Source organism: Psychrobacter glaciei (assembly GCF_014652895.1).
GTDB lineage: Bacteria > Pseudomonadota > Gammaproteobacteria > Pseudomonadales > Moraxellaceae > Psychrobacter > Psychrobacter glaciei.
This window is the reverse complement of sequence record NZ_BMZR01000003.1, coordinates 20,735-45,308: the sequence shown is the minus strand read 5'-3', so window position 1 is coordinate 45,308 and position 24,574 is coordinate 20,735. Positions and strand designations below refer to the sequence as shown.

Below are 24,574 nucleotides of genomic sequence, written 5' to 3'. Positions count from 1 at the left end.
ATAGAAGCTTATGACAAGTCACGAGGATAAGGATAAATGCAAAGTTTTGACCATCTAATTACCACCCGCCCTCATGAGGTGCGGCAAGTATTGATTAGCGATTTGCATTTATCGCCTGAAGAGCCTGCCTTAGTGCAGGCTTTTTTGGCGCTACTAGATGATTGCCTTGCCTTGCCTGCGCTTAAGCGCCTATTCATTTTGGGCGATTGGTTCGAAGTTTGGCTAGGTGATGATGTGTATTTGTCCTTATCAGAAGATGAGCGACAAAGTCATTGGCTTACCCCACTTATTACTAAGTTGAAAAAACTACGCGTAGCTGGCTGCGAGATTTTAGTCATGCATGGCAACCGTGATTTTTTATTGGGGCAGCCTTTTTGCAATTTATTTGGTGGCGAGCTTATTTTTGAGCCTTACGCCTTAAAAGTCGGTCAACAAGACTACCGCTTAGAGCATGGCGATGCCTTGTGTACTGATGATAAAAAATATCAGTTTTTTCGCAAAATAATGCGCAATCCTATGACCCAATGGTATTTGCTGAACAAACCTTTAGAGAAGCGCTTGGCTATCGCCGATAACATGCGTAAAAAAAGTCAAAAGAACAATGCCAATAAAGCCGCGCATATTATGGATGTTAATGACAAAGCTGTGGCAGCCGCAGTGAATAACAATGATGCGCTATTACATGGACATACTCATCGTCCAGATGTTCATCACAGGGATAATGATAAGATACGTTATGTCCTTGGGGATTGGCGCTTGCTCGATGAAGAAAAACGCCAATCCAAAGTCAGTGCGGTGATTGGCGCAGTTGTGACAGAGGTAAGCGTAAAAAACGACCATACAGAATTTGATTTGGTTGAGTTTAGTTATTTAGTGTAGGGTGCGCCTCATTAAGTACTTTTCATTTAAAAGAAAAAGGGTCTGTTGCATAAGTAACAGACCCTTTTTTATACCATTTCACATTCTGCGAATCGCTATTCTGCTAACCATTATCCTAAGGCATGAGTTTAAAGAAATGCTGACGATAATGCTTTAGTTCACGGATAGAATCGCGAATATCATCCAATGCTAAATGACTGCCACCTTTTTCAAAGTTTCTGAGAATATCAGGACGCCAGCGGAAACACAGCTCTTTGATTGATGACACATCAAGGTTGCGATAGTGAAAGAATCGCTCAAGCTCAGGCATTTGGCGCGCCATAAAGCGACGATCTTGACAGATGGAGTTGCCACACATGGGTGACTTGCCGCTATCGACCCATTTATTGAGGAACTTAATCGTCTCAGCTTCTGCTTCTGCCAATGTCACGGTACTACGGCGCACACGATCCACCAACCCTGACTGCCCATGCTGCTTGGTATTCCAATCATCCATGCCGTTTAAAATACGGTCAGACACTTTGATAGCGAATACAGGTCCTTCAGCAAGGACATTGAGATCCTCGTCCGTCACCACGGTAGCAATCTCGATAATCTCGTCATTGATGGTATCAAGTCCGGTCATTTCTAGGTCAATCCATACCAGCCCTTTTTTGCCTTGGTTTCTGATTTTAATCTTATTGGGATGGTCATCGGTACTCATATTTTGTCCTATGGTCAAAAAGTTTGGAACAACTTTGGCGCAGTATTACTTACGTAAATCATCACCAGCTGGCAACGCGCAGATGGCATTGCTGTGCGCTTGGTGGTTCATAACATCCAAAAAAACTTAAACATTACAAAACCACTGTCTGGCACAGGCGCTTTAGGCTGTATGTTAGCAAATTTTCACGCTACACTTAGCAATATTTTTTTAATAGGTCACACTCTCATGGCATTAATCCGGCAACGCAAGCTGACCAAACAACAGATTCGGCGCATCGACAAACAACAGCTGATCAGTCAAGACAGCATCGATGAGAGTTTGATGGATGGCGTGGTCATGGCGCACTATGGTAAGCAATTAGAAGTACAAGTCACCAGCTTGCCAGCGGTCATCCCAGCGCAGCCAGAAGTTGCCCCTGATGATCCTGAGCCGTTTTGGCAAACGCTTGAATTGGGTGATATTTGGCGCTGTCATGTACGTACCAATTTGCCGATGCTGGCCGCTGGTGACCAAGTACGCTGGAGCGCCGATTCTAATACGGGCTTTGGACGTATCGAATCAGTCAAGCCGCGCACGTCTCTCGTCTCACGCCCTGATCGCTATCACAAGCTCAAGCCCGTTGCTGCCAATGTCGATATTCTCGCCATTGTGTTTGCGCCGTTGCCTGCTGCTGCGCCAACCTTAATCGATCGCTATTTGGTCGTCTGTCATCATGCTGGTGTAAAGCCACTATTGGTGCTGAATAAAGCCGATTTACTAGCAGCAGAAAACGGCGTCGATACCAGTGAGCTGTTGGCACAGTATGCTGCCCTTGGTTATGAGAGCGTATTAACCTCAGTTGATTGCCCAGAAAACGTCGCAGATAGCGATGAACAAGAAGGACTGGATGAGCTCAAGCGCTACATAGATAAAAAGCTGGTTATTTTTGCCGGACAATCGGGCGTTGGTAAAAGCAGTTTAATCAATGCGCTATTGCCAGACTCTGGGCAGATCGTCAATATCATCTCTGAGAACTCAAAGCTTGGTCAACATACCACCACCACCAGCCGTCTGTTACCCTTCAACCCTGATGATTTAACCCAAGGCGGTATCGTTGATACGCCGGGTATTCGCGAATATGGTATTTGGCATTTGACGCCGGATGATATCATCTCAGGCTTCGTTGAGCTTGCACCACTGTCAGGTGACTGTCAATTCCGTGATTGTCGCCACACTCACAACAGCAAAGGCTGCGCGTTATGGCAAGCCGTTGCTGACGGTGAAGTGCTGCAACGCCGCGTTGAAAATTTGGTGACGCTAAGAGAAGAAGCTGACACCAAACCTTATTAACCGTTGCCTTATTAACTGTTAAACGTTAGGTTGAGCATCACACGTTTACTATAGATGACCTTATCGGTATAATAGCGCCTTGTTCAATATCGTTAGGCTGTCTTCTCAGCTTAACAGAACACTCATTTTTGGAGGTATGTTTTGGATCGTGCGCTAGAATTTGTGGGTAACCACCCGTTTTTATTTGGCATATTAGCCGTACTTGCCGTACTGTTCTTTGCCATCGAAAACAAACGTAGCGGTAAGAAAATATCACCCAATACCCTTGGGATGATGGTGAACTCGCAAAACGCGCAGCTTATCGATATTCGAGCCAAAAAGAAGTTTGAGACCGGTTATATCCAAGGCAGCCGCAACATACCTTTTACTGATCTCAAAGACCGCATCGAAGAGATTCGTGCGATTGAGCATCCAGTCATCATCATTTGCGATATGGGCGTGCAAGCAGGCGCAGCCATCCAAATGATTGGCAAAGACAGTGTTTACCGCTTAGAAGGCGGTGTTGGCGGTTGGCAAAGTGCTGGCATGCCATTGGTCGGTGTAAAAGATGCCAAATCTAAGAATAAAGGTAAGGCAAAACCGAGCTTGCATAAGTAGCTTGCTTAAATCTACTTAATCAAATAGCTTGCTCAGGCTACACGCTCGTTCTCACTGCTAGCAGCGCAAAGTTAGAAAAAAGACACTTCTTCATTGGGTGTCTTTTTTTGTGTGGCATTTACGCTACTGTCACACCTTTTGGGCTTAGCCAGCTTGAATTTATGCTACCCATCCCCACTTTATAATGAGCATAACCAATTACGTTTGTAATTTACTCGTTGGTGACGGATTATAATATTTTTTATAACATGAGTGTTTATAATAAAACTGTTGCCGCATAAACTGATAAATAAGGATTTACCATGACTGTATCTGTTAAAGTTTACACCACTCCTATCTGCCCTTACTGCTCAAACGCCAAACAACTGCTAAAGTCTAAAGGCGTTGACTATGAAGAAATCGGTATGCATGACATGAGCAGCGATGAGCGCCGTGCTTTGATGCAAAAAACCAATAACTATCGCACCGTACCACAAATTTTCGTCGGTGAGACTTTCGTTGGTGGTTTTGATGAGCTCAATCAAATGAACCAACAGGGCAAACTTGACGAGCTATTAGCAGGTTAATCTGTTAACTTTGCTTACTGTCACTCTTTACCTGTGCTATCTTTGCGTTTGTAAAGATTTGATATTCGAAGATCAACAACGGCAAGAATAAAAAATTGGTAAAAAAATATCGAGATAATGTCTAAATAACTTCGAAATAACCTCGAAACATAGTCTCGATTTATATTACAATTATTATTTGCCCACTCATTTGATTAACTTTTAGAGGAATTATCATGGCTGAAGAACAAGCACAACCACAATTGGCACTAGAACGCATTTACGTCAAAGACATGTCACTTGAAGTACCAGGCGCTGGCGTATTCACCAAAGAGTGGAACCCTGAGCTGGATATCAACTTATCAAGTAACGCTGAAAAACTTGACGACGATCATTATCAAGTGATTTTGACGGTAAGCGTCACGGCTAAAAACGCAGATGAAGCGGCGTTTATCGCTGAAGTGCATCAAGCCGGTATTTTCTTATTAAAAGATATTCCAGAAGACCAAATTGGTCAAATTTTAGGTGCATACTGCCCTAACGTGCTATTCCCATACGCTCGCGAAGTCATCAGCGACATCGTGACGCGTGGTAGCTTCCCGCAGTTATTGCTAGCACCCGTAAATTTTGATCAAGCTTACGCGCAAAGCCAGCAACAAGCGCAAGTAGATGCTGAAGGTAACGCATAAGTTTTAAATCAGAAATGTACTGACTTTATAAGTCATATATTTTGATAAAAAAGCCGTTTACTCATGATGAGTGAGCGGCTTTTTTTATGGATTGGTTTCCATAATGTTAAGGCAGTTTTATCACTATCAATTTTTGGACATAAAAAAACCCTGCTAATGAACAGGGTTTTTACTGACTACATCTATCATTTACAATCGATAGCTAGCCTTTTAGTGCAGACAAAATTTGTTGCTTAACCTCATCGATGCCTTGGGTACCATCAAACTTGTCATAGTTAGGCGCTGCATTACCAACATCGCCGCCTTCTTTGGCTTTGTCTTGATAAAAACCAACGAGCGCTGATGTTTGCTCATGATAAGTAGACAGACGGTCGCGAATGGTAGACTCTTCATCGTCTTCACGCTGGATAAGCGCTTCGCCAGTCACATCATCAAGGCCTTCTTGCTTCGGTGGATTATGATCGACATGATATACACGACCTGAGCCTGGATGCTGGCGACGACCAGATAGGCGATTGACGATTTCATCATCAGGCACACTGATTTCAATCACATGATCAATCGCAACGTCTGCATCAGCAAGTGCTTGGGCTTGAGGAATCGTACGTGGAAAACCATCCAAGATACAACCATTAGCACAGTCAGGCTTAGCGATACGTTCTTTCACTAGGTTGATGATGAGATCGTCAGAAACCAAACCACCAGCATTCATAATGTCTTTGGCTTGTTTGCCAAGCTCGCTACCTTCTTTGATTGCTGCACGCAGCATATCACCCGTTGAGATCTGCGGAATATCATATTCTTTAGAGATAAACTGGGCTTGGGTACCTTTACCGGCGCCTGGTGGACCTAGCAAAATAATACGCATCATTACACGACTCTCCTTAATAAATGGGATTTTGGGACAAATAAAAATCAGGGATTGGTTGATTGCAAAGCTACCTTACCTTGTGGCTTTGCAAAGCTCAAGTATTTTCATTATTACTGTGATAAGTTGCCATGACTTATCTGTTCATATAATGCTATTGCGCGTGACTCCGACGGGCAACAGCAATGGTATTAAAAACTGATGGTGTGAGGGAATTATATCAAGGAACCTGTTGATTGATATCAACGTTGACCTGATTTTGCTCAGCGCTAATCACCACAGGATTACCCGATAAATCACCTGACTCTGCACTGGCATTGCCGCTATGGCTAATACGGGCAATGACGGCCAACTGTATTTTTTCCGCACGGGCAGATTTTAGCGTTCTTGTCGGCATCATGGCATCAAGATCGCTTAGACTGATATTGACCTCACCTTGCTTAATCACGCTAATTGGCAAACGCTTAGCAGCAAACGGCGGACCACCTTTGACATCGCGTATCGCTACAAACAAAACATCATCGCCTTTGACCAGCGGTAACAAACTGGCATTGATCGTTATTGTGACGTCGATACCTTCAGAGGCTTGTTGTTGCTGAGTCGTCACATTAGCACTCAACTCGTCCAAACTGGCCAGCGCTTGTGTATGATCCCCAGGCTTGGCCGCAATACTAGCGCGCAAACGCTTAATCCAGCCTTGTGCTTGATCAAAGTTACTACTGCGTGCCTCACCCATTGCCATGAGCATTTGCGCACCCTCATGCTGTGGATTTTTGGCTAAAACCGCCTCCAAAACACGACGACTATTATCATCCAACTGCCCTTTATTGGCAAAAAAACTAATCTGTGCGTACGTCGTCGCAATCTCTTCGTTATCTGGCGACAATCGATAGGCGCGCGACAATGCTTCTAGTGCCGAGTCCGTCGCCTCTAATGATAAGAATAACTCTGATAAGCGCATCCAGCGATTGTAGTCATCAGCGTGGCGATAGACATTGGTTTGCATAGCGCTAATCAGCTGCTGCCCATCTTCAATGGCCCATGCTGGCGGCTGGTCAATCTTACCTGTGAGTAAATCATCAGCAACTTGACCAACTTTATCCTCGGCAGCCCACAATTCAAAAACAGGCGTGCGATCACCAATCATCAGATATGCCATGACAGCCAAGACCGGCACCCAAACTATAATAATCAATCGGCTTTTGATACCCGGTACGACCATCGGTGCTACAACGCGCTGTGCATCTAAAAGCTGACGTTCAAGCTCAAGCTTTTGGGTTTGATAATGGCTATCATCAATCGTGCCAGCATCCTTATCCGATTTTAGTTCTGCTAGACGCGCCCGAAAGACAGCGATATTGATATCGAGTAGCTGATTGTCCACGGGTTTATCTGGTGCGCGTGAGGCTCTTAACCACGGCATGATGGCGATAACACCAAGGATCAAAGCGATAAATAAGCTTAGAGCAATGAATAAGCCAACGGTAGAAAATAGGGTCATTTTTTGTCCTCGAGGCTGGTGATGTCATGATCCGTTCTATTGACGCTATTATTGCTATCGGCGCGTGATAACAGGCGATCAAGTTCAGCTTGTTCTGCTGCCGTCAACGCAGCCGCGCCACTGTCCACCGTCACTCCGCTTTGACCACTGGCAATACGCTGATGGCGCTTACTCTGCCAAAACCAACCAACAATTAAAAAAACCAGTAATAACGGCGGGAAAAACCATAGTATCCACGTCGAAGGACGGACAGGTGGCTTATAGCTAATAAAGTCACCATAGCGCTCCTGCATATAACTGCGAATCTCGGTATCACTACGACCATCTTTGACCATATCGTAGGTTTTTTGCTTTAGGTCTTGGGCAATTGGCGCATCAGAACCTGCAAGGTTTTGATTTTGGCATTTGGGACAGCGCAGCTCTTCGATGAGACCACGATACTGGGCTTCTTGTTGTATAGAGTCAAAGTCGTAAACGTCAATGGCGGCATAAGCGGTCATGCTTACGCCCATAGCAAGACTTATACTTAACAAACAGGCAGATATAAAGCTGGCGAATGTCGTGCTCAGAGTCTTCATGTTTTTTATAAGCATAGTCGTTATAGACATCGTCATCATTTGCACGCCTCCTTGACCTGAGTAGCGTCAGGACTGACATTACGCTCATTGGCTTCGTTGAGTACCATGAGACAAGGCGTGATACGACTTTGCCAATTGCTCTCATTAATCTCACCGATGATATGCTGACGAATCACCCCTTCACCATCGACGATGAAAGTCTCAGGCGCACCCGTCAAACCTAAGTCTAGAGCAAACTGTCCCGATAAATCCTGAATAGACATCGAGAATGGATCACCACCACGGTTGAGGTAGCTGAGGGCATCACCAATCTCATCTTTATAGTTGACGCCAACCAAATTGACACCGCGCTCTTCTAACTGCATTAAAAAAGGATGCTCGATAATACAAGTGGGACACCAAGAACCCCAAATATTCAGCAAAAACGGTTGATCAGGCAGATTGTCATTGGTCATAATTCGGCTAGTATCGGATAACAATGGCAGCTCAAAAGCAGGTACTGGACGCTCAAGCGCGGTATTGGTAACGATCTCAGTCGGCTGACCTAAGCGCATGTAGAGCATAACCACGAAGCCTGCAAAGACGATGAGCGGAATGACAAACCATATCTTTAACTGCTTTTTATTTATGGTCTTGTTGCCGTTCTGATTAGAGGTATTATTTGACCTAGTCATACTATTTGTCCCCCATCTTTGCTGCTGGTACTTCTACATCTGCTACTGTTGCAAAACCTGCAGCATTAATCACATTTTGGCTGACAGTCTTGGGTTTTTTGATGCGATAGCGCTTATCTAACATACTTAGCAACCCACCTAGAGCCATAATAATAGCACCAAGCCATATCCAACGAATCAACGGCTTCACATAGATGCGTACCGCCCATTGGTTGCTGTCTTTAGCAATAGGTTCGCCAAGTGCCACATAGACATCACGCATGAGGCTGGCATCAATCGCCGCTTCAGTCATCGGCATCATACTAATGATATAGTTACGCTTTTCAGGGTACAAGGTAGTCACATCTTGACCGTCCTTGCTTACTAATACCTCGGCTTGTGTCGCATCAAAGTTACTGCCTTTGACTTCGCTAAAGCCTTTTACGGTAAAGTCATAGCCTTGCACGTGGACGCTATCGTTTGGTCCCAGCGCCACATCTCGCTCGATGCTCAGACTGCTAGTAAAAGCAATACCGATAACCGCTATTAAGACGCCAATGTGTGCCGTTTGCTGACCCCAGTAGCTCAAACGTAATTGACTTAAGCCTTTTAAAAGGCTCGGTGCATTTTTGGTTTTGTCTTTGAAGTCGACCACCATCCAGAACAATACCCAAAAGCTAACCGCCAAAGTAACGCCAATATTGAGCATAGAAGAAGGATGGACAAAGTAGGTAATAATGGCCGCAAGCACCAGACTACTAACCGCAATGACCATACCAACGCCTAGTAATGGACGCTTGTCTTTTTTCCAACGGATATTGGAGCCCATACCCATTGCAATCAACAACAACCACGTTAAAGGCACAAATAGCGCATTGAAGTAAGGAGGACCAACGGACACTTGACCCAAATTAAAAGCATCAGCAATGATAGGATATAGCGTGCCAAGCAGCACCACCAAGGTCGAAATCAAAATGATGACGTTATTAATAACTAAGAATGACTCACGCGAGATGAGCTGGTACTGACTCTCAACCGTCAAGCTCCAGCCGCGGATAGCAAACATCAGTAAACCACCGCCAACGATAACACCCAAAATAACCAAAATAACCAGACCGCGAGTTGGATCGGCTGCGAACGAATGTACCGACGTAATGACCCCAGAGCGAACTAAGAAAGTACCGAGCAGACTGAGGGCAAAGGCAAAAATTGCCAGCATAATCGTCCAAGCCTTAAAGACACCGCGCTTTTCTGTTACTGCTAGCGAATGTAATAAAGCAAGACCAGCAAGCCATGGCATCAGTGAGGCGTTCTCTACTGGATCCCAGAACCACCAACCACCCCAGCCAAGCTCATAATAAGCCCACCAAGAGCCTAGCGCGATACCAATAGTTAAGAAACCCCAAGCAGCGAGTGCCCATGGACGCGACCAACGTGTCCAAACGGCATCCAAGCGCCCTTCCCACAGTGCAGCCATACAAAAAGCAAACGGCACCACCATACCCACATAACCCATATACAGCATCGGTGGATGAAAAATCAAACCAAAATCTTGTAGAAGAGGGTTTAAGTCAGCGCCATCAACAGGCAAATTAGGTAGCGTACGATCAAACGGCGACGAGGTGAAAATCAGCATCGCTAGCATCATCATCTGTACGCCAGCCAAAATTACCAGTACCCGCGCCCGCATAGATAACGGTAAACCACGGCTGAAGTAAGAAACCAGCGCACACCATGTGGCCATGATGGTCATCCATAACAATAGCGAACCTTCATGCCCGCCCCACGTTGCTGATAGCTTATAGTACCAAGGCAACAAGGTGTTAGAATGCTGCGACACGTAGACAAGGCTAAAATCATTATAATAAAAGCCTGCCATCAAAGCGCCAAACGAGGTAATCATGGCGGCAAACTGCGCCCACGCCAAACTTGGCGCCAAACGCTGCCAAGCAACATGGTCACGCATAACGCCTATGGTTGGTAATACTACCTGCAAAATCGCCAAGATAAAGGCGGCTAGCAAAGCAAAATAACCCAATTCTGTGATTAACATACGGTCTAACCTTGTTTACCTTAATGCGGTCATTGTTTATTTTAGAGATTGGTGTTTCAAGATATTCGAAAGTATCGAGTATTCGTGACTTTCGAATATCTTCTGATAGTATTTTTTGCTGCTATCATTAATTGATCATCGACATCAGCTATTATAGCTTGTAACGTATGCAGCTTGGTACATTAGCGTCAACTTGTGACGTTTCTGTATCCACTCTGTATGCGATGTGTATAAAGAGCGATAAAACATTCCTATTACTGCATCGCTGGGAAAAATACCAACACCAAATGCAACCACCCTGCCAAAAACCCAGTCAGTCCACCCAAGACGATAAGCGTCATTTCATCTTCCCGAAACGCGGGACGTAATAAGTTCTGAAACTCATTTGGCGATAATGCACGAATACGATCTCGGAACAGCCCAAATATTTTACTGGCACGGCTTTCATTCAGTTCAGGATCGCGCAATGGCACCATCGTTGCGACAATCGACTTATCAATAATGGTATTTTTTAACTGCCCATACTCACGGCGACCAAGCCCTACGCGCAAAGTCGTGCTAATCACAGGAGATTCTAATACCTTATATAGGTGCGATTTCATGAGCTCACGCGTTTGCACAGCACTGTCACCATACATCATCTCATTCATGATGTTCTCAAGCGTTACCAAATCTTTTACCACAATCTCAGCAAAAACCTCAGAAACTTCCTCTTGACGCTTCATAAAGCCGCCCTGAAAACGATACTGACCAATATGCGGCAATTGCGGCTTAATAAATGGGAAGTGACGTTGCAGCGCAAAAAACTTTACATAAGGAATAAAATGTGGCTCTACTGGATTAAACACCATCCAAATGGCAATCCAGTTGGTGAGAAATCCCCAAATAGCAGCAAAGAAAGGTACGGTCCAATGCTGCGGCACCACCAAAAAAATAAACATTTGCACGATGCCGAAAATCAAGCCAATCAGCGCACTAATATGCCAGATAAAATTGATCTCTTTTTGGCCTACCTTCAAAAACATATCAACCATTAAGCGCCGATCATTTTCCATTGTATTAACAATCATTTTACGCATATCGACCAAATCTTCGACATGGTAAGTCAAATCGTTAACCAGAGACTGCATGATACTGGGCAGCTCTTGATGCGCTTGCGCATAAACGCGACGCTTTAACGCATAAGGCAGATTGCCCCACAGTGCTGGCGAGTGATCCAGCATAATCTCATCAATCAGTGGCTCAAGGTTTTTATCCACCGTATCAGTGATAAATACTGCCATCTGATCCGGCTCCATCGCCTTAAAGAACTCATCAAGCGATCCCAGTTTAGAGAGCGTCTGATCTACGATCACCCCAGATATCTTGCCCGCTTTTCGCGGAACGATACCTTGCCAACCGATACCCGGTAGACCAAAAAATGGAAAGTTCGGAATACGAATACCCCAAAACTTGATCGGATAAAACAGCATTTTGAGCGCCATCCATACGTGTATCCAAGTGACGAATGCCGTCACTGGTGGAATGGTCAGCATGGCAAAAAACTCTGGGTGCTCAGCTATCGTTTGCCACAATGAAGTTGCGTCCATGACTTTCTTTGTCCTTGACGTAATGATTGTCGTTGCTAATAAAATATGCTTAGCAAATTAAGAACGCTAAAAAGACGTTCACCCTAAATAGCTACTAACCAGTCGGTTTAAGATACTTTTAATTAATTTAAAATATTTTTCATTGGTTTAAGATATTTTGAACACAAGGCAGGCAAGTGCTATCGATGAAAGTACAATCAATGCAAGTAAAACCATATAATAAACTGAGCGAATCCGCCAGCGTATCCAATCTACATAGGATTGACTATGTCAAATAAATCGCCTGATTTTAGCATACTTGCTATTCATTAGCACACGTCGACCCTAGTCAAGTTGTGACTAGAGGTGACAAGTTTTATTCTCTAGCTTTTCTTATAAAAGTAATCATAAAAAAATCATCCTCCTAATGGTAAAAACCTTAATAATATTTAACTCGACCACCCTTGATGCTAATGACAAAATAAATCGTAGAATACTGCGCCCTCGCATTTGTTCTGCTATAATTTGCAGCGAAATCTAGCATATCAACCATCGTAACTTAATGGTTACCTATATCACTGTATCCAATTGAAATCCTTTATCTTATTCTTTACATCCGCCACGCTTAGACTGAATATCTTGTCCATTTGTTCCGCTTTTAATGCCTCACCGACTGCCTGAGTACTGATTTTATATGAACAAACCGATAGCTTCCGACACCGAACAAGTCAACCGTGTTTTTGCACACCGGATCATTATCTTTGGGCTACTGATATTTTTGGGTCTGATTGGTTTGCTACTGCGCTATGGTTATTTGCAAGTTTACGCTCATGATAAATACACGACACAGGCGGATAACAATCGCATTAAGCTGATATCTGCACCACCAAGCCGTGGCTATATTTATGATCGTAATGGGATCATTCTTGCGGACAATCAGCCTGTATTTACTGCCATGCTAAGCCCTGACGAGGTCGAGAACCCAGAGCGCACCTTAAATTTGCTCGCGCCAATCTTTGAGCTAACTGATAAAGACATTACCGATATTTTGGCACGTCTTAGCAAAAGCAAAAATGATCCAGTGACCATCAAGATTGATTTAACCGATGCTCAATTGGCACAGTTTAGTGAACGTAAACCCTTTTTTCGCGGTGTTAGCATCCAGAGCAAACTGACACGCTCATACCCTTATGACGAGCTTTTCGCTCATGTTATTGGGTATGTGGGACGCATCAATGACAAAGAAAGCAAGCGTATTGATAAAGCCCGCTATGCCGGGACGGATCTTATTGGCAAAATTGGTATCGAAGATTTTTACGAAAACATATTATTGGGTCAACCGGGCTACCAATCGGTAGAAACGGACGCCCACGGCAATATCATACGTCAACTAGACACTAAGCCACCAGTCGCTGGCAACGATATTACTTTGAGCTTGGACTATGGTTTACAAACCGTTGCTCAGCAGCAGCTCGATGGTCGTCGCGGCGCTATTGTGGCGATAGATCCCAGAAACGGTGACGTACTGGCCTTTGTCAGTAACCCAAGTTACGACCCCAATCCCTTTATATCCGGCATCTCGTTTAAAGATTATGGTGATTTGCGTGAAGATCTCGATCAGCCACTTTATAATCGGGCGCTACAAGGCACCTATCCACCCGGCTCTACCATTAAACCCTTTGAAGGCTTAGGCGGTATTCATTACGGTTTGCGTAATTGGGATACCACTATTTATGATCCTGGTTATTTCAGCCTACCTGGAGATTCACATCGTTTTCGCGATTGGAAGCGTGGTGGTCATGGCACGGTTAATTTAAAAAAATCTATCATAGAATCAGTCGATACTTATTATTATAAGCTCGCTTATGAGATGGGCATTCAGCGCTTGCATGATTGGATGGCACGCTTTGGTTTTGGTGAAAAAACAGGCATTGACTTGCCCAATGAAAAATCAGGAATTATGCCATCGCCTAAATGGAAAAAAGATACCTATGATAAAGGCTGGCTGCCGGGTGAGACTATTTCAGTCAGTATCGGTCAAGGATATTTCTTAGCAACACCGTTACAGATCGCCAATGCGACAGCGATGACTGCGAACAAAGGCTATCACATCACCCCGCATCTATTAAAAAGCAGCGATGGTGCAGCAGCGGTCAATGTCATCACCAAACCCGATGGCAAAATTGACTATAATGGCAAACCCTCTGATTGGCTGCGTATGCACGATGCGATGGAAAGTGTGGTTAAAGATGGCACGGGACGCGGTATCTATACCCCGCGCTATCGTATCGCGGGCAAGACTGGTACAGCACAGGTAAAATCCATCGCTCAAGGCAAACGTTATGATAAGTCTGCGATAGACAAACGCCACTGGGATCATGCGTGGTTCAATGGTTTTGCACCGGTAGAAGACCCACAAATCGCTCTTGCCGTGTTGGTCGAAAACGGTGGCGGCGGTAGTGCCGTGGCAGCACCTATTGGTCGCGCGCTGTTTGATTATTGGGTATTACAACGCAAAAACGATCCTATTCTGCCACCCTCTGCTGATGAGCTAAAAGTCATCAAACGTCAAAAAGCCTTTGAAAAAATCATGCGTGACACCCTGCGCGATAAAGAAGAGGCACTAGCAGAACAAGCAGCCGCACAAGCAGTCGCACAAGCAGAAACCACGATAGCGACCGAATAAAAACCAATAAAGAAAAAGAATAGTGGCCATGAAAAAAACAGCAGCATCGCGTAATACCAAACAGAAAACATCTCATCAGGAAAAATCATCGACGGCCGGTCAGGTACGTATTATCGGTGGGCAATTTAAACGTCGCAGCGTCAGTTTCATTGATGCTGAGGGTCTGCGCCCAACACCAGATCGCCTGCGGGAGACACTATTCAATTGGCTACTTGCCGACATCCATGGTGCATACGTGCTTGATAGCTGTGCTGGTAGCGGCGTCTTGGGCTTTGAAGCGCTGTCTCGTGGCGCAGCACACTGCACTTTTATTGAGATGAATCGTGGGCAAAGTCAAATGCTAGGCCAAAGTGCTGAGCAGTTGCGGCTCAACGCTGACACCTATCAAATTATCAATGGCACAGCAGAGCAAGTATTGATGCAAAGTCATATCGTCCCACGCCCTTTCGATGTCGTATTTATCGATCCGCCTTATGCTGAGGATTTATGGCAGCCTATTCTAGCGACACTTATTACCCAAGCATTAATCAACACCGAGACGCTTATTTATTTAGAAGCGGATAGAGACTTAGCGACACAATTGGAGCAGTTAGAAGAGACTATTAATAATAGTATGGTGACTCAACCATCTGTTATTCAGCAACCAATTAACTTTGAATGCTTAAAACAAACCAAAGTTGGACAAGTTGTTGCTGGACTTTTTCGCCTATCATCGTCATAATTGTCGGGTTAATGAAAGCCGTTAATAAATTTTAAAAATGTTTAAAACCGCTAAAAAACTGGCCAACGCTGCAGTTTAATGTATATAAGGCGAAAATAAACCCCAATGCAGCTTGCAAGCGTAGGCGCTACTGCTTATAATGTGCAGTCTGTTTTTTGAGAGCCCCGTTTTCCCAGCTAAACTCTCAACGAATTCTAATTTTAAGGTTTTATCATGAAAACACTTAGTGCAAAACCAGCTGAAGTGACCCATGACTGGTATGTCGTAGATGCTGACGGCAAAACCCTTGGTCGCTTAGCCACTCAAATCGCTACTCGCTTACGTGGCAAGCATAAGCCATCTTTTACGCCGCACGTTGACACTGGTGACTTTATTGTTGTCATCAACGCTGACAAAATCACGGTAACGGGTAAAAAAGCGCAAGATAAAAAGTACTATCGTCACAGTGGCTACCCAGGTGGTATCAAAGAAACCAACTTCAGTAAACTGCTTGCACATAAGCCTGAAGATGTTCTACACAAAGCGGTTAAGGGTATGCTTCCAAAAGGTCCTCTTGGCTATGCGATGATCAAGAAGCTGAAACTTTATGCGGGTACTGAACATCCACATGAAGCACAGCAACCTAAAGCACTAGACATCTAAGGATATACTTATGGAACGCAATTACGGAACTGGTCGCCGCAAAACTTCTACCGCTCGTGTCTTTTTAGCGAAAGGTACTGGTAGCATTGTTGTTAACGGCAAACCACTTGATGAGTATTTCAGTCGCGAAACGTCGCGCATGGTTGTTCGTCAGCCTTTAGAATTACTTGACACCCCTACTGCTTATGACCTTTACATCACTGTAAAAGGCGGCGGTATTAGTGGTCAAGCTGGCGCAATCCGTCACGGCATCACGCGTGCATTGATTGAGCTTGACGAAGCCAACAAACCTGCTCTAAAAGCAGCTGGTTTTGTGACTCGTGATTCACGTCAAGTTGAACGTAAGAAATTGGGTCTACGTAAAGCACGTAAACGTCCACAATTCTCGAAACGTTAATCAAAGCTACTTCTTTGCTTTTTGTGGTTATCGCCTTTTTCTCAGAGTCGATTTAACAGTATTAAGCAAAAGAATAGATTTGCAAAACCTCATAAGCTGGTCACAGTTTATGAGGTTTTTTTATGGCTGTTCATTAAGTGTCGAAAACCAGCTTGCAAACCAGTAGCGACTACCCCATCATTATAATAACTTTTTGTCATTAGCTCCGACGTTATAAACAGTGCTACAAAAGGATATTATGAAAGCGCCCGAACAATACGACCCCAGCAAACCGCCATCAAAAAATAGCATACCACCACTGAGTATGCAGCGGTCGGATAAGTCGCCCGCCATTCCCGTCGGCACGCCAACGATTACCCAAACTCATAAACGTACGACACAAGCAGACAAAAAGCCCTTTCAATGGCAGTTCTTATCGCCTAAATATTGGGCAATTTGGCTATTGTTCTTGATGATGTTGCCAATGATATATTTGCCCTTACGATGGCAATTTTGGCTAGGGCGCAAAGTGGGTATCTTGTTTTACAAAGTTGTAGGCTCGCGGCGACGTGATACGCTCATTAATTTAAAACTGGCCTTTCCAGAAAAGCCGGAAATTGAACGTGAGCTGATGGCAAAGCAGGTCTTTGTCAATCAAGGTATTGGTCTATTTGAAACCTTGTGTGCTTGGTTCCGTCCAAATATCTTTACTCGCACCGTTTCTATTTCAGGACTACAGCATTTAGTTAATGCTCAAAACGAAAATCGTCCGGTCATTTTGCTAGGTGCACATTATACGATGCTTGATTTGGGTGGATTGTTTTGCGCGCAATTTTTTGCCTTAGACTGTATGTATCGTACACAGAATAACCCGCTACTTGATTGGTTCATTTATAACGGTCGTACCAATATCTTCGGTAAGCAAATCTCCAGTCGTGATATGCGTAGCTTGGTGAGTTCAATTAAAGCCGGGCATGTCATTTGGTATTCTCCTGACCAAGACTATGGTCTCAAGCAAGGTGTCATGGCACCGTTCTTTGGTGTGCCTGCAGCCACTATCACTGCCTCAAGACGCATGGCAAAATTGGGCAGCAAGGCGCACCCGCCTGCTGTCATGGCATTGCATACCTATCGGCAAACGCCAGATAACTTGCCGAGTGGTAAACGCCCGCATTATCATCTGACCATTACGCCTGAGCTGCATAATTATCCAAGCAATGATGAGGTTGCTGACGCCACTCAGGTGAATGAAGTCTTAGAAGGACTCATTCGTATCGATCCCACCCAGTGGATGTGGTTTCATCGGCGCTTTAAACATGGGCCGACAGGTCGCACAAATATCTATAAATAGACTTTATTCCCAAAAATATAAGTAAAATTTGCTATACTTTGAGGCTAATATTTTTGCCATTAACTGTGCAAAACTAACCATAAATTTATAATAATTTGATAAACCAAATAATGGATTTCCCATGAGTAACAACCGTACTTCTGATAATCAGACCTCTGATAGCCAAATATCTAATAGCTCAACGCAAGCCAAACGCATTTTAACTGGTATCAAGCCAACTGGTACGCTACATTTAGGCAATTACGTTGGTGCTATTCGTCCAGCAATTCAGTCTATCCAAAACAGTGATGATGAAGCATTTTTCTTTTTAGCAGATTATCATGGCATTATTGGCTGTTACGACCCTGCCGTCATCCATGAATCGACCAAAGCCATTGCCGCGACTTGGATTGCCTGCGGTCTTGACCCTGAGCGTGTGACTTTTTATCGTCAATCAGATGTGCCAGAAATATCAGAGCTAGCTTGGATTTTAAATTGTTCATGTGCCAAAGGTCTGATGAATCGTGCTCATGCTTATAAGGCATCTGTCGATATTAATAACGAAAAAACTGACGTTGATCCCGATCAAGGTATCACGATGGGTCTGTTTGGCTATCCGGTATTAATGGCTGCGGATATTTTAATGTTTAATGCTACTCACGTACCAGTAGGACGTGATCAAATTCAACATATTGAAATGGCGCGTGATATTGCCGGAACTTTTAATCATAAATATAAGCCGCTATTTACGCTACCTTCAGCCGTCGTTGACGACAATATCCCGTTATTGACTGGTCTTGATGGGCGCAAAATGAGCAAAAGCTATGGCAACACTATTCCGCTATTTGGTGAGTCTAATCCGCAAGTCAGTGCCGAAAAACAAATGCACAAAGCCATCATGAAGATCGTCACTAACTCACAGCTGCCTGAAGAGCCGAAAGATCCTGACGACTCTGCTATCTTTGAGATTTATAAAGCCTTTGCTACGCCGCAAGAAATCGCCGACATGCGTATGCAGTTTGCCGCTGGTATTGGCTGGGGCGATGCCAAACAAGCATTATTTGAGAAAATAGATGCTGAGATTGCCCCATTTCGCGAGCGTTACCAAGAGCTAATGGCCAATCCAAAAGAGTTGGAAGCAATCTTACAAATGGGTGCAGAAAAAGCCCGTCGCCATAGCCGTAAACAGTTAGACAAGACTCGCCGCGCCATTGGTATTCGTCCACTTGCCAAACTTAAATAGTCATTTAATGATGGTCACCAATACGGATATAAAACGTGGATACTGACCTACAGTATGGACAAGCAGCTGTATCTCAAGCTGTCTTGTCCATAGATGCCGATCAAATGTCTGAATCTCTAACGAGTCATGACGCTACAAGTGTTACAGACCACTCAACTATCCGTGATACGTCGTTACGCATCTATCAAACGCCAGTACAGCATTTGCCAGAAGACCTTTACGTACCGCCACAAGCATTTGCTATTTGGTTAGAGCAATTTGCCGGACCGTTAGATTTTTTATTATATCTGGTCAAAAAAAACAACGTTGATCTGACGCAAATGCCAATACTGCCTATCACTGAGCAATACTTGGCTTACATCAGCGAATTAGATACCGAGCATTTTGAGTTGGCTGGTGATTATCTATTGATGGCATCAACGTTGATTGCGATTAAAACCGAGCTGTTACTACCCAAGCCCGAAACGCCTACCGATGAGCGCGACCCAAAAGCTGAGCTGATTGAGCGCCTCGAAGAGTATGCGCAAATTAAAGTAGCCAGTCAGCGCTTGGATAGTCTGGTACGTCTTGAGCGTGATGTGTTCTTGGCGATGGTCAGTATGCCCAGTCAAGACATCATGAATGCCGAGCTGCCGAACTACTCACCGAATTTATTGATTGATAGCTTGTTCAAAATGCAGCTACAGCCAGACTATCAAATGCATTCCATCAAGGTCGATACCGTTCCACTTGCTGATCGCATTGCCAGTATTAGTCGACAGCTGAGTACCGATGGTGCACGCTCCTTTTATGAGCTACTAGACAAAGCGCAAGGTAAAATAGGTGTAGTAGTCAGCTTTGTCGCCGTGCTCGAGCTGATGAAGCGGCAACTAGTTGGTGTTGTGGTAAATTCTGCTTCTGACAGTGATGAGACCTCAATAGATACGAATCAATCTGCTATAAACGAGCAAATGAGACCATTGACCTTACAGTGGTTGGCTTAATGATTTTCAGAAGAGAGCTTTTCTAATGACAGATATTCAGTGTCAACATCTTGAAGAGATAAGCAAGCATATCGAAGTGCTGTTGCATGCATCTGAAGTACCACTCCCTGCTAATGCCTTAAAGAAGCACCTGTCGTTGTCTAGTAAAGAGCTAAAACAAGCCTTAGAACTACTAAGACAACGCTTAGATACGGGCGTCCTTAGCCTACATGAAACTGCCAGTGGTTATCGCTTGCAAATCGCAGATAGCTACAGCCTCTTGATCCAGCGCGTGTTCCCGCAACGCCAAGAGCGACTGAGCCAAGCCCTACTTGAAACCTTAAGTGTGGTTGCTTATAAACAACCAGTGACCCGCAGTGATATCGAGCACGTGCGCGGTGTCACACTATCGAGCAATATATTGCGCCAATTGTTTGATAAAGGTTGGATTGAAGAGAAGGGCTATAAAGAGACTTTGGGTCGACCAGCATTGCTACATACCACTGCGCAATTCTTAGATGCATTTGGACTGAGTGATTTAGATGAGTTACCGCCAATGCCAGATATGGCAGCCATCAAGACCATGGCCTAATGTTTATATCGCTTCGAAAAAAAGGACAGACCTCATTAGGTCTGTCCTTTTTTTCGAAGCTGACTGGTGTAAACCAATACAGCTTGAGTGTGTCATCAATTAGCAGTACTGATTACTGATTACTGATTACTGATTATTGATTACTGATTACTGATTACTGATTACTGATTACTGATTACTGATTAATAATATCAACACCCTTTGGCGGAGTAAATTTGAACTTACTGCTGCTGATGCTTGGGTTCAGCTTGATACCGCTGAATTTGATAGTAGTGGTTTGACCCAAAGTATCATTTAATACCATCATCACTGGTTTGCCACCGCTAAAACTCATTGATAAACTCTTAAAACTGGCACTATCTGACTTTGGATACAGCACATAATAGTTTTTATTATCGTACGGCTGGGTGATTTTAAAGCTTTGATCAATTTTACTTGGATCACCTGACAATAACAGTGCTGGGGTGTTGCCCACTTGGCTATCGACGTTTTGTTTGGTCGCTTGCTCTAAATCTTTATCATAGACCCACATAGAGCTACCATTAGCAATGATCAGCTGCTGTGAGGGTGATTTTGTCTCCCAGCGAAAATTGTTTGGACGCTGCACACTCATAGAGCCAGAAAAAGTACCGCTGCTAGCGCCTTTTGTCGTTTGGCTAAAGTTGGCTGTCATGCTTTTTGTGTTTGTTAACAGCTTATTCAAACGTGTGGCTGCTGTTAGATTGTCAGCAGGCGCGGCGGTAGCAGACTGGGTCAATGCCATCATTGGAGCTGCAACACCAAGCGAAGTCATTAATACGCCCGCTAAAGCACCGCTCATTATTTTTTGTTTTAGAGTGGTTGTCTGTTCAATCGTTTGCTTGTTTAGTAAAGTCATTATTAATTCTCTCTTAAAGTGCGTAATCGCTAAAAAATAAATGTTCTTATTAAATTTTTTGTTTTCGATAATGTTTAACTCACCAGATAAAACCAGTGTCATTAAGCAATGCGCACAGTGTGCCAGTTTTTTCATTACGCGCCTAGTCATGATTTGCAATCATTACTACGCCTGCCATACACGCTTGTAACCAACTCTGTTACACAGTACGTCAAGGTTTTTAGATAGGGTTTTAAAGACTTTTATGGCTCACGAACGCAAACCTACTATAAAGTATGGATATAAAAAAGCCTCCACTACCATACGGTAATAGAGGCTTTTCTAGTCATCAGATTATTTTATTCACAGAGAATAAAACAATTCAGATGGGCAATTATGCACTTTCAACCATAACATAACGACGGTTGAATTTACCTTTGGTCGCAAACTTTACAACACCGTCATTCAGTGCAAATAAAGTGTGATCACGACCCATGCCAACGCCTTCGCCTGCGTGGAATTCTGTACCACGTTGACGAACGATGATGTTACCAGCGACGATGGCTTGACCGCCAAAGATTTTTACGCCGAGCATTTTTGGGTTTGAATCACGACCGTTACGTGACGAGCCGGCAGCTTTTTTATGTGCCATGAGAAAATCTCCTTGTTAATGTGACTTATCGCTAATGCGACAACTCTTAAGCATTTAGTGCGCTGTTTAGCAATAATTGCTAAATGGGTGATTAGGCATTAATGGCTTTGATTTTTAACAAGGTATACCATTGGCGGTGACCTTGCTCTTTGTGATAATGCTTACGACGGTTGTGCTTGACGATACGAATTTTTTCGCCGCGACCATGCTCAACAACTTCAACTTCAACGCTAGCACCTTCAACGATAGGCTGACCGATTTTGACAGTTTCACCGTCAACAATCATCAATACGTCTTCAAATTTGATTGTAGCGCCAGTTTCTGCTTTTAGTAGTTCAACTTTAAGCAATTCATCGACGACTACACGGTGCTGTTTACCACCAGTTTTGATTACTGCGTACATTGTATGACTCCGTTTAACCCGTGTGCCGTGGCTGATGTTATACCAACGCTTTTACGACGAACACGACAGGGAAAAATTAAAGGCAAGATTTTACGGCTTTTTGCTCATAAAAGCAAGCCGCGCCTCTTGTTTTTGTAAGGTGGTTACACTAATGACAATCACTCATCCTGCTATATCTACTGCTTATTATAAGAGCGTCATAGACAACAATTCTAATATGAGCATACAAAACAGCAATGACGAATGATGGATTAAGCCCAACAGCGGTTATTATAACTTATGCAATCAGTTACTTACAGCCTTTTATGAGTCATTTATGTGATTAAAAAATTTTAAATAAGCTAGGGAACATATATTCAAAATATAAGAGGTTTTTACAGTTGTTATTCTTGTTAACCCGCGCAGTAAAGCGTGTATAAAACATTTTTGTTCTACTTCTGCTATATACTTTAACCCACAATTTAAACGTACAGCTATGCTATTATAAGCAAAACGATACCTTACCTATAGATAGATAAAGTCAAGGTTATAAAAACTCTCTTTATTCTTATTAATATGACTATTTATTATGACTATTACCTCTTCAACTAATACCTCTTCTATGACTCAATCCATGCCTAGCTATGCTGATATTCAAAGTATCGTCGCTGATGATTTTGAGGTCATGGACAAGCAAGTATTTGGTAGTCTCAACTCAAAAGTACAGCTCGTCATGAGCGTCTCGCAGCATGTAATCAATGCTGGTGGCAAACGTATGCGTCCACTGATTACCTTATTATGTGCCCGTATGTTCAATGACAATCCATCAGAAAAAGCCATGCATTTAGCTGCCATCACTGAGATGCTGCATACTGCTACCCTCGTCCACGATGATGTCATTGATGAGTCAGGACAGCGCCGCGGTAAGCCAACGGCGAATGCCACATGGGACAATGCCACCGCAGTATTGGTCGGTGATTACCTCATTGCCCGAGCTTTCAATCTTTTGGTCGGTTTTCAAAGCTTGCCATTGTTGCAAGTGTTCTCGGATGGTACTTGTGATATTGCTGAAGGTGAAGTGTTGCAGTTACAGCATCAGCATAACCCTGCCGCGACAGAAGAAGACTACTTGCGCATTATCGATGGTAAAACCTCACGTCTGTTTATGATGGCGACCCAAGGTGCCGCCATCTTGCAAGATAAAACAGAATATATGACGGCATTGGGTGATTTCGGACAACACTTTGGCAATGCCTTTCAGATTATCGATGATGTGCTTGATTATAGTGGCGATAGCGAAGTGATGGGCAAAAACCTAGGCGACGACCTTGCTGAAGGCAAACCTACTTTACCAACGATCAAAGCGCTTGAGTTGCTAAAAAACAGCGATACAGAAGGCTATGAGCAGCTCCGCATTGCCGTACAAACTGGGAAAACGCCTAACGCTGAACAGCTTATTGAGTTGGTGCGCCGCTCAGGCTCATTAGATTATTGCAAACAGCGTGCTTTGGAAGAAACCAAATTGGCGCAACAAGCACTGAGCACGCTACCAGACAATCGCTATCGTCAAGGTTTACATCAACTGACCGAGCTTGCTAGCGCACGTTTAGTGTAGATAGTGTAGCAGCATCGTTTTTTAACGGTTATTAGTCTCGATTCGCGTTTCTATTGTGATACTGATCTATGCATAGTAGAGACTATTGAGCGCTATTTTTATGGTCATAATTAGTAGTTGATAAATTCTTTATTTTGTTTACAAACCCAAATTTTCATTGTTTAAAAGCCTCAATGATTATGTGGTTTATAAATATAACAAAAGTTTACAATATGTTTTGATAGTAGGTTGTATATCACCCTATTAGCGGTTAACTGAGGTGAGGCTTACTATAGCGGCACCTCGTTTATTCATAAAACGTAATATTGCCGCTTTTTGCCGCCTTCCCTCTCCTAAAGTACTTGACTGTGGGGTAACCCCATTAGTTTATAATAACTGATTAAATTTACTAATCAACTCTGTGGCTTGCCTACATCTATGATGCTAAAAACCTTGCCTCATGATTCATCATACAAACGTAAGAACTGGGCATTCTAGTCATTACGTGATATTAAAATTGGTTCTATTAAAACTGATGTTATCGAAAGTGATTTGAGCAAGATATGGCGTGT

Annotated in this window: 24 protein-coding genes; 14 read left to right on the top strand and 10 right to left on the bottom strand. The window is 43.7% G+C overall.

What is annotated here, in order from left to right:
- Window positions 1-36: 36 nt before the first annotated feature.
- Window positions 37-879 (top strand): UDP-2,3-diacylglucosamine diphosphatase, encoded by an 843-nt coding sequence (locus IE130_RS07835; protein WP_189584227.1) that lies wholly within the window; start codon window positions 37-39, stop codon window positions 877-879.
- Window positions 880-994: 115 nt separating this feature from the next.
- Here IE130_RS07835 and orn read toward each other — a convergent pair whose 3' ends face one another.
- Window positions 995-1,582 (bottom strand): oligoribonuclease, encoded by a 588-nt coding sequence (gene orn, locus IE130_RS07830; protein WP_037033272.1) that lies wholly within the window; start codon window positions 1,580-1,582, stop codon window positions 995-997.
- A gap of 228 nt (window positions 1,583-1,810) precedes the next feature.
- On the opposite strand from orn, the gene rsgA reads away from it, so the two are divergent.
- The 4 genes from rsgA (at window position 1,811) to secB (ending at window position 4,745) form a co-directional block, all read left to right on the top strand.
- Window positions 1,811-2,914 carry a ribosome small subunit-dependent GTPase A gene (rsgA, locus tag IE130_RS07825; RefSeq protein ID WP_189584224.1) on the top strand — a complete coding sequence of 368 codons (1,104 nt, stop codon included), beginning with the start codon at window positions 1,811-1,813 and terminating at the stop codon, window positions 2,912-2,914.
- A 141-nt stretch (window positions 2,915-3,055) separates the two neighbouring features.
- Window positions 3,056-3,511: a rhodanese-like domain-containing protein gene (locus IE130_RS07820; protein ID WP_010199245.1), complete on the top strand. Its 456-nt coding sequence runs from the start codon at window positions 3,056-3,058 to the stop codon at window positions 3,509-3,511.
- Window positions 3,512-3,813: 302 nt separating this feature from the next.
- The gene (grxC, locus tag IE130_RS07815; protein ID WP_010199242.1) at window positions 3,814-4,077 is read left to right on the top strand and encodes a glutaredoxin 3; all 264 of its coding nucleotides are present in this window, start codon (window positions 3,814-3,816) and stop codon (window positions 4,075-4,077) included.
- 215 nt (window positions 4,078-4,292) lie between these two features.
- On the top strand, window positions 4,293-4,745 hold the full coding sequence (secB, locus tag IE130_RS07810; RefSeq protein ID WP_010199239.1) for a protein-export chaperone SecB: 453 nt from the start codon (window positions 4,293-4,295) through the stop codon (window positions 4,743-4,745).
- Window positions 4,746-4,947: 202 nt separating this feature from the next.
- On the opposite strand, the gene adk is transcribed toward secB, so the two are convergent.
- The 6 genes from adk to IE130_RS07780 all read right to left on the bottom strand — a co-directional run bounded on the left by adk (window position 4,948) and on the right by IE130_RS07780 (window position 11,987).
- Window positions 4,948-5,616 carry an adenylate kinase gene (gene adk / locus IE130_RS07805; protein WP_189584221.1) on the bottom strand — a complete coding sequence of 223 codons (669 nt, stop codon included), beginning with the start codon at window positions 5,614-5,616 and terminating at the stop codon, window positions 4,948-4,950.
- A gap of 217 nt (window positions 5,617-5,833) precedes the next feature.
- Window positions 5,834-7,114, bottom strand: coding sequence for a c-type cytochrome biogenesis protein CcmI (gene ccmI, locus IE130_RS07800; RefSeq protein ID WP_189584218.1), 1,281 nt, complete (start codon window positions 7,112-7,114; stop codon window positions 5,834-5,836).
- The gene (locus IE130_RS07795) at window positions 7,111-7,692 is read right to left on the bottom strand and encodes a cytochrome c-type biogenesis protein (protein WP_373299657.1); all 582 of its coding nucleotides are present in this window, start codon (window positions 7,690-7,692) and stop codon (window positions 7,111-7,113) included. The genes ccmI and IE130_RS07795 overlap by 4 nt, the downstream gene beginning before the upstream one ends.
- Window positions 7,693-7,727: 35 nt before the next feature.
- Entirely contained in the window at window positions 7,728-8,366 is a 639-nt protein-coding gene (locus IE130_RS07790; RefSeq protein WP_189584215.1) for a DsbE family thiol:disulfide interchange protein, read from the bottom strand.
- 1 nt (window position 8,367) lies between these two features.
- Complete coding sequence (locus IE130_RS07785) at window positions 8,368-10,398, bottom strand: heme lyase CcmF/NrfE family subunit (RefSeq protein WP_189584212.1); 2,031 nt, start codon at window positions 10,396-10,398, stop codon at window positions 8,368-8,370.
- A 254-nt stretch (window positions 10,399-10,652) separates the two neighbouring features.
- Window positions 10,653-11,987 (bottom strand): DUF445 domain-containing protein, encoded by a 1,335-nt coding sequence (locus IE130_RS07780; protein ID WP_189584209.1) that lies wholly within the window; start codon window positions 11,985-11,987, stop codon window positions 10,653-10,655.
- Window positions 11,988-12,660: 673 nt separating this feature from the next.
- On the opposite strand from IE130_RS07780, the gene mrdA reads away from it, so the two are divergent.
- From mrdA to scpB, 8 genes are all read left to right on the top strand, one after another.
- Entirely contained in the window at window positions 12,661-14,652 is a 1,992-nt protein-coding gene (gene mrdA / locus IE130_RS07775) for a penicillin-binding protein 2 (protein WP_189584206.1), read from the top strand.
- A gap of 28 nt (window positions 14,653-14,680) precedes the next feature.
- Window positions 14,681-15,373 (top strand): 16S rRNA (guanine(966)-N(2))-methyltransferase RsmD, encoded by a 693-nt coding sequence (rsmD, locus tag IE130_RS07770; RefSeq protein ID WP_189584203.1) that lies wholly within the window; start codon window positions 14,681-14,683, stop codon window positions 15,371-15,373.
- A 213-nt stretch (window positions 15,374-15,586) separates the two neighbouring features.
- A complete protein-coding gene (gene rplM, locus IE130_RS07765; protein ID WP_010199223.1) occupies window positions 15,587-16,015 on the top strand; it encodes a 50S ribosomal protein L13 in 429 nt (142 codons plus the stop codon).
- Between the two features lie 10 nt (window positions 16,016-16,025).
- Window positions 16,026-16,412 carry a 30S ribosomal protein S9 gene (gene rpsI / locus IE130_RS07760; RefSeq protein ID WP_010199221.1) on the top strand — a complete coding sequence of 129 codons (387 nt, stop codon included), beginning with the start codon at window positions 16,026-16,028 and terminating at the stop codon, window positions 16,410-16,412.
- A gap of 238 nt (window positions 16,413-16,650) precedes the next feature.
- Window positions 16,651-17,742 (top strand): LpxL/LpxP family acyltransferase, encoded by a 1,092-nt coding sequence (locus IE130_RS07755; protein ID WP_189584200.1) that lies wholly within the window; start codon window positions 16,651-16,653, stop codon window positions 17,740-17,742.
- A 121-nt stretch (window positions 17,743-17,863) separates the two neighbouring features.
- Window positions 17,864-18,964 carry a tryptophan--tRNA ligase gene (locus IE130_RS07750; RefSeq protein WP_189584197.1) on the top strand — a complete coding sequence of 367 codons (1,101 nt, stop codon included), beginning with the start codon at window positions 17,864-17,866 and terminating at the stop codon, window positions 18,962-18,964.
- Between the two features lie 104 nt (window positions 18,965-19,068).
- The gene (locus IE130_RS07745; protein ID WP_373299656.1) at window positions 19,069-19,947 is read left to right on the top strand and encodes a segregation and condensation protein A; all 879 of its coding nucleotides are present in this window, start codon (window positions 19,069-19,071) and stop codon (window positions 19,945-19,947) included.
- Window positions 19,948-19,972: 25 nt separating this feature from the next.
- A complete protein-coding gene (gene scpB, locus IE130_RS07740) occupies window positions 19,973-20,518 on the top strand; it encodes an SMC-Scp complex subunit ScpB (protein WP_189584194.1) in 546 nt (181 codons plus the stop codon).
- A 175-nt stretch (window positions 20,519-20,693) separates the two neighbouring features.
- Here the strand turns inward: scpB and lolA are convergent, their stop codons facing one another.
- The 3 genes from lolA to rplU all read right to left on the bottom strand — a co-directional run bounded on the left by lolA (window position 20,694) and on the right by rplU (window position 22,429).
- On the bottom strand, window positions 20,694-21,395 hold the full coding sequence (gene lolA / locus IE130_RS07735; RefSeq protein WP_189584191.1) for an outer membrane lipoprotein periplasmic chaperone LolA: 702 nt from the start codon (window positions 21,393-21,395) through the stop codon (window positions 20,694-20,696).
- Between the two features lie 373 nt (window positions 21,396-21,768).
- Complete coding sequence (rpmA, locus tag IE130_RS07730) at window positions 21,769-22,026, bottom strand: 50S ribosomal protein L27 (RefSeq protein WP_010199200.1); 258 nt, start codon at window positions 22,024-22,026, stop codon at window positions 21,769-21,771.
- Window positions 22,027-22,117: 91 nt separating this feature from the next.
- On the bottom strand, window positions 22,118-22,429 hold the full coding sequence (gene rplU / locus IE130_RS07725) for a 50S ribosomal protein L21 (protein ID WP_010199185.1): 312 nt from the start codon (window positions 22,427-22,429) through the stop codon (window positions 22,118-22,120).
- Window positions 22,430-22,997: 568 nt separating this feature from the next.
- On the opposite strand from rplU, the gene IE130_RS07720 reads away from it, so the two are divergent.
- Window positions 22,998-24,023: a polyprenyl synthetase family protein gene (locus tag IE130_RS07720; protein WP_189584189.1), complete on the top strand. Its 1,026-nt coding sequence runs from the start codon at window positions 22,998-23,000 to the stop codon at window positions 24,021-24,023.
- The last annotated feature ends 551 nt before the right edge of the window (window positions 24,024-24,574 follow it).

Bases quoted from the DNA above. Each gene is read 5' to 3' on its own strand.
- orn (WP_037033272.1), bottom strand. From the start codon at position 1,582: ATGAGTACCGATGACCATCCCAATAAGATTAAAATCAGAAACCAAGGC.
- rplU (WP_010199185.1), bottom strand. From the start codon at position 22,429: ATGTACGCAGTAATCAAAACTGGTGGTAAACAGCACCGTGTAGTCGTC.
- IE130_RS07750 (WP_189584197.1), top strand. From the start codon at position 17,864: ATGAGTAACAACCGTACTTCTGATAATCAGACCTCTGATAGCCAAATA.
- scpB (WP_189584194.1), top strand. From the start codon at position 19,973: ATGACAGATATTCAGTGTCAACATCTTGAAGAGATAAGCAAGCATATC.
- rsmD (WP_189584203.1), top strand. From the start codon at position 14,681: ATGAAAAAAACAGCAGCATCGCGTAATACCAAACAGAAAACATCTCAT.
- rsgA (WP_189584224.1), top strand. From the start codon at position 1,811: ATGGCATTAATCCGGCAACGCAAGCTGACCAAACAACAGATTCGGCGC.
- IE130_RS07790 (WP_189584215.1), bottom strand. From the start codon at position 8,366: ATGACTAGGTCAAATAATACCTCTAATCAGAACGGCAACAAGACCATA.
- rpmA (WP_010199200.1), bottom strand. From the start codon at position 22,026: ATGGCACATAAAAAAGCTGCCGGCTCGTCACGTAACGGTCGTGATTCA.
- adk (WP_189584221.1), bottom strand. From the start codon at position 5,616: ATGATGCGTATTATTTTGCTAGGTCCACCAGGCGCCGGTAAAGGTACC.
- mrdA (WP_189584206.1), top strand. From the start codon at position 12,661: ATGAACAAACCGATAGCTTCCGACACCGAACAAGTCAACCGTGTTTTT.
- secB (WP_010199239.1), top strand. From the start codon at position 4,293: ATGGCTGAAGAACAAGCACAACCACAATTGGCACTAGAACGCATTTAC.
- IE130_RS07785 (WP_189584212.1), bottom strand. From the start codon at position 10,398: ATGTTAATCACAGAATTGGGTTATTTTGCTTTGCTAGCCGCCTTTATC.
- IE130_RS07835 (WP_189584227.1), top strand. From the start codon at position 37: ATGCAAAGTTTTGACCATCTAATTACCACCCGCCCTCATGAGGTGCGG.
- lolA (WP_189584191.1), bottom strand. From the start codon at position 21,395: ATGACTTTACTAAACAAGCAAACGATTGAACAGACAACCACTCTAAAA.
- IE130_RS07780 (WP_189584209.1), bottom strand. From the start codon at position 11,987: ATGGACGCAACTTCATTGTGGCAAACGATAGCTGAGCACCCAGAGTTT.
- IE130_RS07795 (WP_373299657.1), bottom strand. From the start codon at position 7,692: ATGAAGACTCTGAGCACGACATTCGCCAGCTTTATATCTGCCTGTTTG.
- grxC (WP_010199242.1), top strand. From the start codon at position 3,814: ATGACTGTATCTGTTAAAGTTTACACCACTCCTATCTGCCCTTACTGC.
- IE130_RS07720 (WP_189584189.1), top strand. From the start codon at position 22,998: ATGACTATTACCTCTTCAACTAATACCTCTTCTATGACTCAATCCATG.
- rpsI (WP_010199221.1), top strand. From the start codon at position 16,026: ATGGAACGCAATTACGGAACTGGTCGCCGCAAAACTTCTACCGCTCGT.
- IE130_RS07755 (WP_189584200.1), top strand. From the start codon at position 16,651: ATGAAAGCGCCCGAACAATACGACCCCAGCAAACCGCCATCAAAAAAT.
- ccmI (WP_189584218.1), bottom strand. From the start codon at position 7,114: ATGACCCTATTTTCTACCGTTGGCTTATTCATTGCTCTAAGCTTATTT.
- rplM (WP_010199223.1), top strand. From the start codon at position 15,587: ATGAAAACACTTAGTGCAAAACCAGCTGAAGTGACCCATGACTGGTAT.
- IE130_RS07745 (WP_373299656.1), top strand. From the start codon at position 19,069: ATGTCTGAATCTCTAACGAGTCATGACGCTACAAGTGTTACAGACCAC.